At 36.4% G+C, this 15,122-nt stretch carries 17 protein-coding genes; 1 reads left to right on the top strand and 16 read right to left on the bottom strand.

Features of this window, described 5'->3' with window-relative positions:
* Window positions 1-299 precede the first annotated feature (299 nt).
* A complete protein-coding gene (gene rpsT, locus CD138_RS09690; RefSeq protein WP_014613771.1) occupies window positions 300-548 on the top strand; it encodes a 30S ribosomal protein S20 in 249 nt (82 codons plus the stop codon).
* 674 nt (window positions 549-1,222) lie between these two features.
* Here the strand turns inward: rpsT and holA are convergent.
* From holA to CD138_RS09610, 16 genes are all read right to left on the bottom strand, one after another.
* Entirely contained in the window at window positions 1,223-2,200 is a 978-nt protein-coding gene (holA, locus tag CD138_RS09685; RefSeq protein WP_174700865.1) for a DNA polymerase III subunit delta, read from the bottom strand.
* 64 nt (window positions 2,201-2,264) lie between these two features.
* Entirely contained in the window at window positions 2,265-4,352 is a 2,088-nt protein-coding gene (locus CD138_RS09680) for a DNA internalization-related competence protein ComEC/Rec2 (RefSeq protein ID WP_019169733.1), read from the bottom strand.
* 140 nt (window positions 4,353-4,492) lie between these two features.
* Window positions 4,493-4,954: a ComE operon protein 2 gene (locus CD138_RS09675; RefSeq protein WP_019169732.1), complete on the bottom strand. Its 462-nt coding sequence runs from the start codon at window positions 4,952-4,954 to the stop codon at window positions 4,493-4,495.
* A gap of 85 nt (window positions 4,955-5,039) precedes the next feature.
* Entirely contained in the window at window positions 5,040-5,699 is a 660-nt protein-coding gene (locus tag CD138_RS09670) for a helix-hairpin-helix domain-containing protein (protein WP_019169731.1), read from the bottom strand.
* A gap of 53 nt (window positions 5,700-5,752) precedes the next feature.
* A complete protein-coding gene (locus tag CD138_RS09665; protein WP_019169730.1) occupies window positions 5,753-6,475 on the bottom strand; it encodes a class I SAM-dependent DNA methyltransferase in 723 nt (240 codons plus the stop codon).
* Window positions 6,475-6,831 (bottom strand): ribosome silencing factor, encoded by a 357-nt coding sequence (rsfS, locus tag CD138_RS09660; RefSeq protein WP_019169729.1) that lies wholly within the window; start codon window positions 6,829-6,831, stop codon window positions 6,475-6,477. Before rsfS ends, CD138_RS09665 begins: the two co-directional genes overlap by 1 nt.
* On the bottom strand, window positions 6,832-7,416 hold the full coding sequence (yqeK, locus tag CD138_RS09655) for a bis(5'-nucleosyl)-tetraphosphatase (symmetrical) YqeK (RefSeq protein WP_019169728.1): 585 nt from the start codon (window positions 7,414-7,416) through the stop codon (window positions 6,832-6,834).
* Window positions 7,394-7,975 (bottom strand): nicotinate (nicotinamide) nucleotide adenylyltransferase, encoded by a 582-nt coding sequence (gene nadD, locus CD138_RS09650; RefSeq protein WP_019169727.1) that lies wholly within the window; start codon window positions 7,973-7,975, stop codon window positions 7,394-7,396. Before nadD ends, yqeK begins: the two co-directional genes overlap by 23 nt.
* A gap of 2 nt (window positions 7,976-7,977) precedes the next feature.
* Window positions 7,978-8,271 (bottom strand): ribosome assembly RNA-binding protein YhbY, encoded by a 294-nt coding sequence (yhbY, locus tag CD138_RS09645; protein WP_019169726.1) that lies wholly within the window; start codon window positions 8,269-8,271, stop codon window positions 7,978-7,980.
* A 10-nt stretch (window positions 8,272-8,281) separates the two neighbouring features.
* Window positions 8,282-9,094 (bottom strand): shikimate dehydrogenase, encoded by an 813-nt coding sequence (aroE, locus tag CD138_RS09640; RefSeq protein ID WP_019169725.1) that lies wholly within the window; start codon window positions 9,092-9,094, stop codon window positions 8,282-8,284.
* 15 nt (window positions 9,095-9,109) lie between these two features.
* On the bottom strand, window positions 9,110-10,210 hold the full coding sequence (gene yqeH, locus CD138_RS09635; RefSeq protein ID WP_019169724.1) for a ribosome biogenesis GTPase YqeH: 1,101 nt from the start codon (window positions 10,208-10,210) through the stop codon (window positions 9,110-9,112).
* The gene (locus CD138_RS09630; RefSeq protein WP_019169723.1) at window positions 10,211-10,738 is read right to left on the bottom strand and encodes a YqeG family HAD IIIA-type phosphatase; all 528 of its coding nucleotides are present in this window, start codon (window positions 10,736-10,738) and stop codon (window positions 10,211-10,213) included.
* Between the two features lie 72 nt (window positions 10,739-10,810).
* Complete coding sequence (locus tag CD138_RS09625; protein ID WP_019169722.1) at window positions 10,811-11,497, bottom strand: 5'-methylthioadenosine/adenosylhomocysteine nucleosidase; 687 nt, start codon at window positions 11,495-11,497, stop codon at window positions 10,811-10,813.
* 257 nt (window positions 11,498-11,754) lie between these two features.
* Entirely contained in the window at window positions 11,755-12,993 is a 1,239-nt protein-coding gene (locus tag CD138_RS09620) for an NRAMP family divalent metal transporter (RefSeq protein WP_019169721.1), read from the bottom strand.
* A gap of 3 nt (window positions 12,994-12,996) precedes the next feature.
* Window positions 12,997-13,755: a 5-oxoprolinase subunit PxpA gene (gene pxpA, locus CD138_RS09615; protein ID WP_019169720.1), complete on the bottom strand. Its 759-nt coding sequence runs from the start codon at window positions 13,753-13,755 to the stop codon at window positions 12,997-12,999.
* Window positions 13,745-15,115, bottom strand: a complete 1,371-nt coding sequence (locus tag CD138_RS09610) for an acetyl-CoA carboxylase biotin carboxylase subunit (protein WP_019169719.1) — start codon at window positions 15,113-15,115, stop codon at window positions 13,745-13,747. The genes pxpA and CD138_RS09610 overlap by 11 nt, the downstream gene beginning before the upstream one ends.
* Between the last annotated feature and the right edge of the window lie 7 nt (window positions 15,116-15,122).

Here is a 15,122-nt window from a genome sequence, read left to right as displayed (position 1 = left end):
TTACCCGTAAATTAACGATTACATCTTTGCTATAATAACGTTTTTAAGCGTTAATTGCAACTCTATGATGACGCATAACAATAGGTGAAATGCGTCAGTACCATGCTTTATGTAGAATTCATTTTTTGTTAATTTCAATCTTCCGTCAACGAGCTAATATTAACACATTGCTTCATCACGCCGAAAAAAATAATTCTACGGTTCAATTAATTATTGCACAATGAATAGAGTTTTGATAGAATGAATCTTGTTGTAATCAAATTATTTTGATACGAAGACGATTATAGGAGGTGTCTTTCATGCCAAATATCAAATCTGCAATTAAACGTGTGAGAACAACTCATACAGCAGAAAGCAAAAACATTTCACAAAAAAATGACATGCGTTCTGCAGTGAAAAGCGCGAAAAAAGCAATTGAAACTAATGCTGATAATAAACAAGAATTAGTAAGCAAAGCAGTGAAACGTATTGATAAAGCTGCTCAAAAGAATTTAATTCATTCTAACAAAGCTGATAGAATGAAATCAAAATTAATGTCAGCAAAATAATGAAAAAGAGCTGTGCCCATTGAGGTATAGCTCTTTTTTATTTGTTTTAAACCGGCTCCCCCACGCGACAATATAAGAGGCACTTGCATATCCTATTAGCGTAGGACTGGGACATAAAAATTTTTGATGGTATTGATGCAATATTTGGTTTAACTTGCCCTTCTGCTATGAATTGTATTTTTGATTACCCATATGGCTTCGCGTTCCCAGGGGTTGACCTTTCAACTAAATTCGGCTTGATCTAAACATACATAAGATAGAAGCCGAATTGGATTTTGGGAGTAGTACAGAAATCTTATGTGTAACAAAGATTTCGTCGTACTGCCCCCGCAAGGCTGGCTAGACTTCTCAAAAGCATGTGCATTGAGAAGTCAGACAGCTACTGCGTTAAACAGTAGCCACTATTAAACAGCAGTAATCATAATTAGATGTTTATTTTATCCCTCAGGAGTCTCAGCCTTCGGGCAATCCTACTCCAGATGCAGAAATCGACGAGCAAGTTTCTGAAATGAAAACTATCCATACTATCAACTTTTTAAGTACAAGTCTCCCTTATTTCATCTTTATGATCATCAACAGTGGACATAGCACCGCAATAAATTGGGATGGGATAACTTAATGTCCCGGCTCCTTCAGCATCACATTTTTATCATCAAATTTGTGGTAGCCATCATTTACAACTTCATAATAAACAGTTCTAAAATGAGCACCTTATCCATATAAGAGGATTTTAATTGGTAATCTGTTTCTGCACAAACATCCATAATCGTTAATAACGTCTCTAGATCATATTTTCTTGCTTGATTCAATGCAAGCTTTACACGATAAGGATGCACACCTACCGTCTTTGCGATTTGTTGGCCAGAGTACCCTTTTTGATTGAGAATTTTACTTTGATAATAAAGACGGTAGTTACTCGTAATTAGCGCTAACAATTTAATCGGCTCTTCTTTTAATTGTATTAAATCTTTAACAAGTGAAATCGCTTGTGCCTTTTGCCCTTTTTGAATATAATCCGTCAATAAAAAAACGTTTTGCTCCAAACTCCTATTTACAATTGTCTGAACATCGTCTTTATTTATAGTCGGACGCTCACCAACAAATAATAACAACTTGTCTAATTCTTGTTTAATCATGCGATATTGTATACCTGTTAACTGAATGAGCGCTTCTAAGGCATCTTGTTTAATTTCTTTAAATGACTGATTCAAATACTGATGAATCCATTTTTGCATTTCTTGCTCAGTCATTTGTTCAATTTTCTTAATGTTTGCCACTTTTTTTAATGCTTTTACAACCTTTTTTCTTTCGTCTAACTTTGCTGCTTGAGCTTGAAAGATAATCAAAGAAGCGCCATCATATTTTTCAATAAATTCTAACAAGCTGTCTGTGTTTGCCTGTGCTTCTTTAGGTGGCTTTTCACCTGTAAAAATATAGCTATTTTGTACAACGACAATCTTTTTATCAGAAAAAAATGGTAATGTCATTGCCTCTTCTATAATTGTGTTTAAGGTCGTTTCATATAAGTTATATTTAACATAATTAAAGTCATCTTTAGGTTCATTGCCCAAATACTTTTTAGTAAGTTGCTCTGTTTCACGCTCAATTAATTCTGGGACTTCACCGTGAATGACATGAATATTTGACATGATGTGATTCCTCTCTATCTCATTGCTTTAGCTGTATTATAACATGAATAATGAGCTGACTTCATTATCATTTCAACGGTTCATTTCGCAACGAATAACCTGTAGGATTAGAGGGGTCAAACATGACATGAATATGATGATTATCAGCAGTATTGTATATTTGTGCACCAATGTCATGTAATTTTTGTATTGTTGAAGGATGCGGTAAATGATACATATTATGCTTACCCGCAGAAACGAGTGCGATCTCAGGTTGAATGAGGTTAAGAAAGGTTTTAGAAGAACTTGTTTGGCTTCCATGATGGCCTACTTTTAAAATCTGAATGTGTGGTAGCATATATTGTTTTAATAACGCATCTTCATTTTTTGTTGTAGCGTCTCCCATCAATAAAATATGCTTATCATGAATAGTAGCTAATGTCACAATTGAATGTTCATTAGGATCATCACTTTCAGGAATATCTGTGTTGTAAAATTGAAATTGAAAATCACCTAATTTAATGCGAGAGATGTCCTGATATGAATACAGTTGGGCGTGCTCTCTTTCAATCACATGCTGCACCTTTTGAAACTTTGCTTCATCAAAGTGCGACGGATTGATAACCACACGTTTAATAGATACATATTGCGATAAGTGTTCAATTTCACCCATATGATCTTGATGTGCATGCGTAATGATAAGGTAATCGATTCGTCGTATACCCATCTTCTTAAATAGTGGATATATATTTCTCTTTGCAATATTTACATTCGATTGATAGAATTGATGATTTTCGTATGCACCACCTGTATCTATCATCAGTGTTTCACCTGTTTGACTTTGAAATAGTATAGCGTCACCTTGACCTACATCAATCATTGTCATCTGGTTGCTATAACGTGGATGAAGTTGCCAAAGCAGTATACACAAGCAACAAACCAGACATATAGAGAGGAAGTATCGCCTACGAGAAAGTAAATAAAGTAGTAAAAATGTTACTATCGTACAACAAAGGAACCCAAATTCTCCAAAATCGGGAATCGGTAACGTGAATTTTTCTAATACCGTAAGCCGTTTTAATAAAAAAGATTGTAAATCAAATATAATTTGTGTGATATGCGTGAATACAGTTAAGGTGTTTGGTGCAATGATTGCAGTGATGGCAACTGCAAATGAAAGTGGGATGACGATGATACTGTAGAGAGGAATGAAGCATAGGTTCGAGATTAAACCTTGCCATTGAATCTCATTGAGTTGTACATAATTTAAAGGAATGGATGCGATAACAGCAATATAAGAACCTAAAAAGAGTGATTGATAATAAGGTCGCTGCCTAAAAATGTCTTTCATCAAAATCAATATACCAGAAATTAAAAATGAATATAAAAAACCTAAATGATAATGATAGTCTGCATTCAAAAAACTCATACCGATATAAACGAGTAGAAGTGATTGAAGTGAAGTCATTCGACAATACTTTGAAACAACAAGTAAGATCAACGTCATCACAACAGCACGTGTTGCACTTGGACTCGCACCTACAAAAATTAAGAACATAGGTAAAAAGAGAATCAGTCCCACCTCGGTGACAAACAATGGTAACGGAAGGCGTTTGCCTATCGCATAAAAAAGAAAAATGAGTATACTCACATGAGTCCCACTTACTGCAAATAAGTGAGAAATACCAAGTTGTTGCGCTAATGATTTCATTTTCGCATCTAAATAATTCGAGTTGCCTGTTGCGATCGCTATCATTTCTCCTTTTCCAAAAAGTGGAGATTTTAACAACCGCTCAGTGACAACATTCCTTAAATACGCAATACGTTGTTTTAGCGTAGGTTGCACAACATAACATTGATCAAATTCAATTTTTTTAACCATAAAGCGTGGAGATTGATGACGATATAGTGGCGGTTGAAATGTACCTGTCAATGGACATTGATGAGTCAGAAAAAAATGTGCATTAGGGATAAATTGTTGTGGCTCTATACGTCCTTTTATTAATATGGTTTCTTGATTCAACGTTGCCTGAACGGATAAAAGAGGATCTGTTACAATAGGCAACGTGGTCAAATGGACGCTTATCGTTTTGGGGGATGATTGCATTGTTACTGTAGAAACGGTGCTTTCATGACGTTGTTGTATCGTCTCGACTGTATAACCTATGAGCACCATAATTAAGGTCGAAACAATGAATAACCATGACTTTCTTTTTATACATAAACTGCATGCAATCGCACTATAAATGAAGCATGCAGTTAATATATGATGATATGCAATGTGTCCAATTACATATGTAAGTAACAAATAAGTCATTATGCTTTTAATAAATATTCCGCAATGTGTTGAGGATTAAAACTAATTTTTTCATAATGCACACCAGCTCGATTTAACAATTTAATTGCATAGTCATGGTTATGGTAATCCTCAGCATAGTAAATGGTTTTAATACCCGCTTGAATAATGGATTTTGTACAGTTTAGACAAGGAAAATGCGTCACATAAATCGTTGCATTTTCAGTAGAAACACCCTGTTTAGCACATTGTAGTAACGCATTCATTTCAGCGTGTATCGTTCTAATACAATGTCCATCCTCCATTAAACATCCTTCATCAATACAATGGACTTCACCTGAAACTGACCCGTTATAACCACCTGCAATAATTCGATTATCTTTCGTAATTGTTGCACCCACAGAAAGACGTGTACAAGTGGATCTCAATGCTAATAAATGAGACTGCGCCATAAAGTAATCATGCCATTGAATACGTTTCATGTTTTTTGTCACCTCGTAACATTGTTCATTTTACCCCTATTATATAGGATTCGATTCACTTCGACTAGTAGCACCCTAATCAGTCTTAAACAGTTAAATAATCCTTTAGTTTTTCAAATGATTTTTCTCCGATGCCTTTAACATCTTTCAAATTTTCAATACTTTGAAATGGTCCGTTTTCTTCACGATGTTTAATAATAGTTTGTGCTTTTGATGGACCTATGCCCGGAATTTGTGTCAGTTCTTTTTCGTCTGCTGTATTTAAATTGACCGTGATATTCTGTGTTGCAGACGGCGTTGATGAATGATCTTGTTGCACTGAATGATGCGCGTTAGAAGGTGATACTTCCCCTTGACTCGGGATGTAAACCATTTTTTGATCGGTTAACTTTTCTGCTAAATTGACATGACTTAAATCAGCAGTTTTTAATGGTTCTGCCTTATCTAACAACTGTTTCATCCGATCATCTCCCTGCATTTCATACGTATCCGGTTTTTTCACTGCCCCTTTAATATCAACAATAATTTTTTGAGTACTTTGGTCTTTTTTATCCTTACTTGTTGATTTTTCTTGATGCATTTCAATCCGATGTGCTTGTTGCATCGCTAGAGCATCCTTAGACGTATCTTCTTTACCTGATTGAAAGATGAACCATCCTCCAATAACTAGAATAAAAGCAATGATGGCTGCTGTTTGGATTTTGTACTGTTTAAGTATAGCGATGAATTGATCTACAGAAAACATAAATAAAACCTCCTATCATACGGATTACACGTATGAAGGAGGTTTTTTACTTGTTATTTTTTCACAATAAAGAATAAGCGGTCACTTTCTGGATCTTGTATATCTCGATTAAAATCATAAAATGTGTCGATTTGCGTAAATCCAACTTGTTTCAACATATCAATATACTGATTTTTTTCGAAAGTACGCTGATATTGTGATTCGTCTTGTCTGACGTAAGTTTGTGCTTCGTTTAATATAAAGAATGTTAAATCATGCCAAACACTGTATGGTGCTTCAGCAGGCTCAGTTTGCCATACTAACGTTAAATCTTCTCGGTCATCAAGATAAACTTGTCCGTTAAACTGATGTGTCATTTTATGCGTTGTATGAACATCAAAAATCAAATAGCCGTCTGAATTCAAATGTTGGTACACGTGTTCAAACGTCGCCATCACTGCCATTTCATCAGGTAAATAGTTCAAGCTATCACAAAGAATTGTAATTAAATCAAAGTCGACATGAAGGTTAAAATCTGACATATCTCCTTCAATCCATTGCACTTCACTTGATTTTTGCTTGGCTAAAGCTAACATTTCAACACTTAAGTCCATACCCATGACTTCATCAGCAAATTGTGTAAAATGCTGTGTCATCGTCCCTGTGCCACAACCAATGTCGAGTACACGAGAAACCTTTTGTTGTTGAAGAGTTTCTTGTATCAACTCGAGCCACAGTTCATAGGGTTGATCATCTGTGAGCCGGTCATAAAATGCACTTAAATTTTCATATTGCATTATGCGTTAATAACCTCTTTATAGCCTAACATTTCAACATCTTGATACAGTTTTTCAAGGTTATAATAGCTACGTTCATCTTTGTGGAAGACATGTACGACCACGTCAGTTAAATCTACAAGAATCCAACGCGCCTCATTAAAGCCTTCCATACGTTTCACTTCAACTTGGTGTGACTCAGCACTTTCTTTAACAGCACGCGCAATTGCTTGAACTTGTCTTTCGTTATTCCCATGACATACAACAAAATAGTCTGTGAGATCAGAAACACCGCTCATATTTAGCGAAATAATTTCTTCTGCTTTTTTTGCATCGGCTGCTTCAACTGTTAACATTAATAAATCTTTTGCGTTCATTTAATCATCCTTTATTTTAGAGTCATTAAAATTATAGTAATTCAGACAATCAATTGTGGCTTGGTATACACTGACATCCTTTTTGACGAGGTACAAGACAGTTCTTTTAGATATTTCATAAATTGTTTTATCTAACCCACCGCCATTGTATACCATATCTCGAATTTCTTCCACTTTTGGCGTATTTCTACCAGGTTCAATATAGTCAGCAATAAAAACCAATTTTTCAGTTTTGGTCATATGCTTACGCCCTGTCGTATGATTATATATCGCCAATAAAATTTCTTCATCTTGGACACCATAATGATGCTTCATGATTGCTGCACATACAGGTCCGTGCAAAATTTCCGAGCCATAACTTAATAAATCGTGGTTGAGATCGTATTGTGTCACTTGTTGGTATAAAAAGCTTAAATCGTCATATTTACAAAAGTCATGTAATATCCCTGCAAGTTCTGCTTTTTCCTTATCTCCCTCATAAATTTCTGCCAGTTTGACTGCCGTTTCCGCTACACGTAAAGAATGTTCAAATCTCTTTTTGGGTAGCTTTTGTTCGACGAGTTCAATCGCGAATGTTCGATCCATATAACCCCTCCTTCAATATGTAGTGCTCGACGTTCAGTGGCACCCACATATGAATTGTTTGCTCTTGAGACCTTCTCTGTCGAATTTCAGTAGAACTAATAGCCATCTCTGGTATGTTCACACATATGATCGTATTATCATCGGTTTGAATCACATCACCACGATTCACGACAACAAATGTCACGAAAGTTTTCAATGCGTCAATTTGATACCAGCGATCCAGTTGCTCATATTGATCCGTCCCAATTACAAAATACAGCTTTGCATCAGGAGATTCATGATGTATATTCAACAAAGTATCATAAGTGTAGCTTTGACCTTTACGTTCAATTTCGTCTAAACGTAGTGTCCCAAAACCTAAATTTTCAATGACCATTTCAACCATTTTGATACGATGTTCAACTTCAATTAAAGCATCATGTTTTTTCAATGGTGACATAAAACTCGGCATAAAATAAAAATGATCTGGTTGAATGGCTGCATTCACTTCACTTGCAACCATTTCATGTCCACTATGAATCGGATTGAATTGTCCACCATAAACAACAATTGTTTTCATATTTAAGGTAACTCGATTTGTTTGTTTTCTCGAGATTCTTTATAGAGGACGATCATTGAACCGATAAGTTGGACTAATTCGCTTCCTGTTGCTTGAGAAATATTTTGAGCCAGTTCACTTTTATCATCCATATTGTTTTGTAAAATATGAATTTTAATCAGTTCACGATTTTCGAGCGTTTCTTTTAATTGTTCAACCATGTTTTCATTGATTCCAGACTTACCGATTTGAAAAGTTGGATCAACGTGATGAGCTTTACTTCTTAAAAATCTTTTTTGTTTACCTGTTAATGCCATAATGGCCTCCTTAAGTTGTAGTTGGATTTAATTTTTTTATTACTGCGTTACGCATCGTCATAATGTCACTATCTAATCCCGTCCATATTTTAAAACTCTCAGCACCTTGATAAATAAACATATCTAATCCATTATATGTCGCACATTCTTTTTCAGCAGCTTCTTTTAAAAATGCCGTCTGAAATGGAATGTAAATAATGTCACAGACAAGTACATCCGGTTTCAATTGCTCAAATGACATGACGCTTTCTTGAGATTGATGCATGCCAACAGGTGTCGTGTTAATGATAATATCGAATTGGTGGGCAATGGACGCCACATCTTGTAGTGAATAAGATTGAATGTCTAACTGCCAATCTTTAAAACGAGACATAGAGCGATTGGCCACTGATATTGGTTTGTCGGTCACTTGAGATAACGCATACGCAATCCCTTTACTTGCGCCCCCTGCTCCAAGAATCAAAATGTGCGCATCAGTTAAATCGCCATACTTTGCCTGCAATCCTTTAACAAATCCAGTCCCATCAGTGTTATAGCCGATCCATTTGCCGTTTTCAATTTTAACTGTATTCACTGCACCAATGGCACGTGCTTCATCCGACATCTCATCTAGGTACTCGATAATACGCTCTTTATGCGGAATTGTTACATTAAAGCCGTCTAGCGCTTTGTCACTAATAATATCTCGAATATGTTCGAAATGGGCAGGTGGAATATTCAATGCTTCATAGCCATAATCTAGGTTCAAACTTTTGAAGTTCGCATGGTGCATATGTGGTGATAAAGAATGGTCAATTGGATGACCGATCACTGCAAATTTCATAAATGCGCACCCTCCTTACATGATTGAAGGTCTAAGTGTGACTTCTACATTTTGAGGTACAATCACAGCGATTTCTGCACCTGCATCCACAGTGACAAATCCTAAACCTGAAATCATGATATCTTTTTTCTCATTTCCCGTTGTTAATTGGACTGTTTTTAACTGATCAAAATCAAATGGCTCTTTCGGTGACGGCGGTGATAATAATGTTCCGATTTGTTTACGCCATAAGTCATCCGCTTTTTCTAATTTCGTACGATGGATATTCAACTCATTCGAAAAATAACAAACGAGTGGGCGCTTACCACCCTTTAAGTAGTCGACGCGCGCCAATCCACCAATAAATAACGATTGTGCTTCATTTAATTGGTAGACACGCTGCTTAATTTCTTTTTTAGGCATAATCGTATTTAATGCCTTTGTCGATACATAATGCGTCATCTGATGTTCTTGAATAATACCAGGTGTATCGTACATGTAATGATCTTCGTCGATTGGAATATCAATCATATCCAGAGTTGTACCTGGAATACGAGAAGTTGTTACGACATTTTTTTCGCCTACTGTTTGTTCAATCAATTTGTTAATTAACGTTGATTTTCCGACGTTAGTGGTACCCACAATGTACACATCTTGCCCTTCACGATGCTTTTCAATCGTTTGCAATAAATCATCAATACCTATCCCTTTATATGCAGAAATTAAACAAACATCTTCAGGATATAAACCGTATTCCTTAGCTAAACGTCTTAGCCATTCCGTAACACGGCGCTTATTGATTTGTTTAGGCAATAAGTCAATTTTATTCGCGACTAAAATAATCTTTTTATTACCGACAATGCGTTTGACAGCATGAATAAAAGACCCCTCAAAGTCAAATACGTCAACTAAATTCACAACGATTCCCGGTTTGTCTGATAAACCGTTCAATAACTTTAAGAAATCGTCACTTTCCATGCCAACATCTTGAACTTCATTGTAATTTTTCAATCTAAAACAACGACGACAAATGACATCTTCTTTATCTAAACTTGCTTTTGGAACGTAACCTGGTTTTTGAGGGTCTTCAGACTGCAATGTAGCCCCACAACCAATACATTTTAGAGTTTCAGTCAATTACGATTCCTCCCATTTAATATAGCCTTTTCTTTTAAAATGCTTTAATAAGCGTCGTTCAACTAAACGATTAAACTTTGTAATAAAGCCATCTGAATTTTTCACTGGCACAACCATAATCGTATAAAGTCCGTGACGATTACCGCCAAATACATCAGTTAGCATTTGGTCTCCAATGACAACCACTTCATCTTTTTGAATACCCATTTGTTCTGTTGCGCGACGTAATGCTTTTCCTCTAGGTTTTTGTGCTTTAAAAATATAATCCACTTTTAGATTTTGACAAAATGATTTTACTCGCTGTTCGTTATTATTAGAAACAACAGTTACTTTAAATCCTTGCTCATCTAAAGTTTTAAACCAATTTTCAACTTTCGGTGTCGGTTGTGCTTCATCCCAGCCGACTAATGTATTATCCAAATCTGTAATAATGCCTTTGATGTTCAATTGTTGAAGTTTATCAAAATCAATTTCATAAATCGAATTTACATATTGATTTGGTAAAAATAATTGCTTGATGATACCCATGTTCATCCTCCACTTTAAAAGACTTCATTCGTTATATTATAGCATATTTATGAGCAATATTTGTGTGATATATTAGAGTACTTTCACAAGTTCATTGACCATTTGACTTGATGACTTTGCTGCGACCTTAAGGAATGCTTCAAAAGTCATGCCCGCTTCACCGTCCGCTAAATCAGAAATCGCACGTGTTACGATAAATGGAACGTGAAACTGGTGACATGTATGGGCAATGGCTGCTGCTTCCATTTCAACTGCTAAAGCTTCAGGAAAATGTTTTAAAATGACTTGACGCTGTTCGTTTGTACCGATAAAACTATCTCCTGAAACAATCAACCCTTCTCTACCGTTTTGATTTAAAGATTTTAAGACGTCATCTACCTTTTCAAATAATGACGTGTCTGCTTCAAAATAAGTCGGCATTCCTGGAATTTGTCCCATATCATAACCGAACGCACGTGCATCAGCATCATGATAAGCCACTTGTCTGCTAATCACAACATCGCCAAGTGCTAATCCAGGTTGTAAGCCACCCGCTGACCCTGTATTAATAATACATTGGGGTTGGAAGCGATCAATCAATAAACTTGTAGAAATAGCGACATTCACTTTACCGATGCCACTTTGTGTTAAAATAATATCTTTATCATTTAATTTCCCATTATAAAAAATAGCATGCGCGATCTTAATTTCTTCTACCGCATCCATTTGAGATTTTAAAATTGCGACTTCTTCTTCCATTGCACCGATGATTCCAATCATTCAAATGCCTCCTCAAAAAATAGTATTTCCAATTTTATATTTACCGTAGTCATTTTATCATATTTACACAAGTGAATTCAGTTTTATCAGAGTGATATCATTGTTGATTTTTAAAAAACAAATTTAACTGTTGTGCTCTGGGAATGGGACAATGCGTTTCCCACCACCTATCAGTATTCAAAAGTAAATCTTATAATAAAATGAGGGCTAAGACAACTGAATGTCCTAGCCCTTCAAAGTTAATCATATTTAATTTTTTATTGACTCCATAGTGCTGCTAATCCTTGTAATGAGAAGAAACCTGTAAAAATTGTGACGATCACTGCAACGATACCAAAAAGCAACATCCAAGTTGGGTGTTGATAATCTCCTACGATACGTTTGTTTTTAGAGGCAATCAATACAGTACCTAAAATAATTGGTAGAATCAAACTGTTTAATGCCCCAGCAATGATTAATAATTTTACTGGGCGACCAATAAATAAGAAAATCAAAGTGGATAACACAATAAATGTTACGACAACAAAATGATCATAAGTTTTTAATTTATTGTGCATCGTTTTAATAAAGGTCGTACTCGTATACGCTGAACCAATCACTGAAGACATGGCTGCTGCAAATAAAACGATACCAAAAATATTTTTACCAATAGGTCCTATGGCATGTTCAAAAACAGATGCTGGTGGATTTTCAGGGTTTAATGTGACACCTGTCACAACGACGCCAAGTACAGCTAAAAATAGTAAACCACGCATCACGCCTGTTGTTAAAATCGCTGAAATTGCTGAACGATTGACAAATGGTAAGTAGTCTTTCCCTTTAATGCCTGCATCCAAAATACGGTGTGCACCTGCAAATGTAATATAACCGCCTACAGTACCACCCACTAATGTAATTATAGGCAATACAAGTGCTGAAGGATTTTCAGGTAACACCATGCGCTGTACTGCTTCACCATAAGGCGGATTGGACTGTATCATCACATAAGCAACAATTAAAATCATGAGTACACCGAGTATCATTGTCACGACATCCATGATTTTCTGGCCATTTTTAGAAATGAAGACTAAGATGGCAATTACAGCTGTCATTGCGGCACCAGTACGAACATCCAATCCAAAAATAGCATTCAAACCGAGCCCAGCACCAGCAATATTTCCGATATTAAACGCTAATCCTCCTAATGCGATAAGTAAAGAGATAAAAGTGCCTAGCCCTTTGACAACTTCATTTGCAATTTCTTGTCCACGATAACCTGTCACGACAAGTACGCGCCATATATTCATTTGTGCACCAATATCAATAATAATAGACAATAAAATTGCAAAAGCAAAACTTGCCAAAAATTGTTCGGTAAATACAGCAGTTTGAGTTAAAAATGCTGGCCCGATTGCAGATGTAGCCATTAAAAATACAGAGCCAAGCAACAACCTTTTATGTGTTTTCGTGAAGACAAATTCACCTGATTTTTCAATTTGATTGGATTCTTTTTTCATCGATTAACCCCCTAATGTTACGATATCCACATTCACCTCGGCTAAACGCGAACGAATTTCTTGAACAAATTCAAGTGCATGTGCGCCGTCACCGTGAATGCAAATTGTATCTGCTTCAATATTGATTACTTCACCTGAAATTGTTTCGACCGTGCCCTCTGTTACCATTTGAATTACTTGTGAAATGGCTTCTTCAGTGCCCTCAATAATCGCACCTTCTTTTTTACGGCTCACTAATTGACCATCACTTTCATAACGACGGTCTGCAAATACTTCTGATGCGACTTTAAGGCCCTGTGCTTTGCCTGCATCAATAAGTAAAGATTTTGATAAACCGACTAAATACAATTGCGGATCAATATCATAAACTGCAGAGGCAATCGTTCGAGCAATGTCTTCATCTCTTACGGCCATTTGATAAAGTGCGCCATGCGGTTTAACATGATTAAGCGCAACACCGTTAATATCACAAAACATCTTTAAAGCCCCCACTTGATAGACAACCATATTATAAATTTCAGTTAATGACATATCCATATTGCGACGACCAAAACCTTGTAAGTCAGGAAATCCAGGATGTGCACCAACACTCACACCATTTTCTTTAGCAAGGCGCACAGTTTCGGCCATCACATTTTCATCACCCGCGTGAAAACCACACGCGACATTGGCAGAAGTTATCAGTGGCAAAACTGCTCGATCATTGCCGATTTGATAATTACCAAAGCTTTCCCCTAAATCACAGTTTAAATCAACTTTCATCTTCATTCTCCTCCTTAAAAATACGATGACGATCTAAGAATTTAATGTCAACGTCACGTGCATCGCCTTCATAGTAGGGCGGATAAGATAATACGGCATACAAGAAATCAGCCGTCGTCATAAAACCGTCAATGACGAGTTCGTCTAATGTGACCTTTAATTTATCAATCGCATGCGCACGATTTTCACCTTTTACAATCACTTTAGCAACGAGCGAATCATAATATGAAGAAACAGTATAACCACTATAAAGTAGTGAGTCAACACGTATATTAAATCCTTGTGGTAAATGCAATCTTTGCACTGTACCAGGTGTTGGACGAAATGCATTTTGTGGGTCTTCCGCATTGATTCGTGCTTCAATGACATGCCCAGAAAAGTGAATATCCTCTTGTGTTAGTGAAAGCGTGCCCTCTTGCATAATGCGTAATTGTTCACGCACCAAGTCAACATTTGTACGCATTTCTGTCACTGTATGCTCAACTTGAATACGTGCATTCATTTCAATAAAATAATATGCATCTTCAGTCACTAGAAATTCAATAGTACCGGCACTTCGATATTGTGCTGCCTTTGCGACTTTCACAGCATCATTGCAAATATTATCTCGCATTGCTTCACTTAGTGCACTACATGGTGATTCTTCAATCAGTTTTTGGTTTTTGCGCTGTACGGAACAATCTCGTTCCCCTAAGTGAATATAACGTGATTGACCATCTCCAAGGACTTGTACTTCGACATGTTTCGCTACCGGAATAAAAGCTTCTATATAAACTCGGTCGTCATTGAAGTATTTGTTGCCTTCACTTTTCGCCTCTTTAAAAGCACGTTCAAGTTGTGATTCTTCTTTAACGATACGAATTCCTTTTCCGCCACCACCACTCGCTGCTTTAATGACTAGGGGATAACCGATTTCTTCAGAGAGTGCTTTAATTTCGTCTACGGATTCAACTGACGATTTAGAACCAGGTATAATTGGTACCCCTGCTTCATCCACAGTTTGACGTGCAGTAATTTTATCCCCCATTCGTTGCATCGTTTCTTTCGTCGGTCCGATAAAATAAAGCCCTTCATTTTCAACCCTTTCAGCAAACACAGGACTTTCAGATAAAAAACCATAACCAGGGTGAATGGCATTCGCTTTTGTCATTTCTGCAGCTGCTAATATATTACGGATATTCAAATAACTGTCTAATGGGTTCGCTTGTCCGATACAAACCGCCTGATCAGCTAACTTAACGTGCAGACTGTTTTCATCACCAACAGCGTAAATGGCAACGGACTCCATATTTAGCTCTCTAAGCGTCCGAATAATACGTACTGCAATTTCACCTCTATTTGCAACTAAAACTCGAAACATGGAATCC

The organism is Staphylococcus intermedius NCTC 11048, from assembly GCF_002902385.1.
GTDB classification, from domain to species: domain Bacteria; phylum Bacillota; class Bacilli; order Staphylococcales; family Staphylococcaceae; genus Staphylococcus; species Staphylococcus intermedius.
This window is presented reverse-complemented; position numbering and strand designations above follow the sequence as displayed.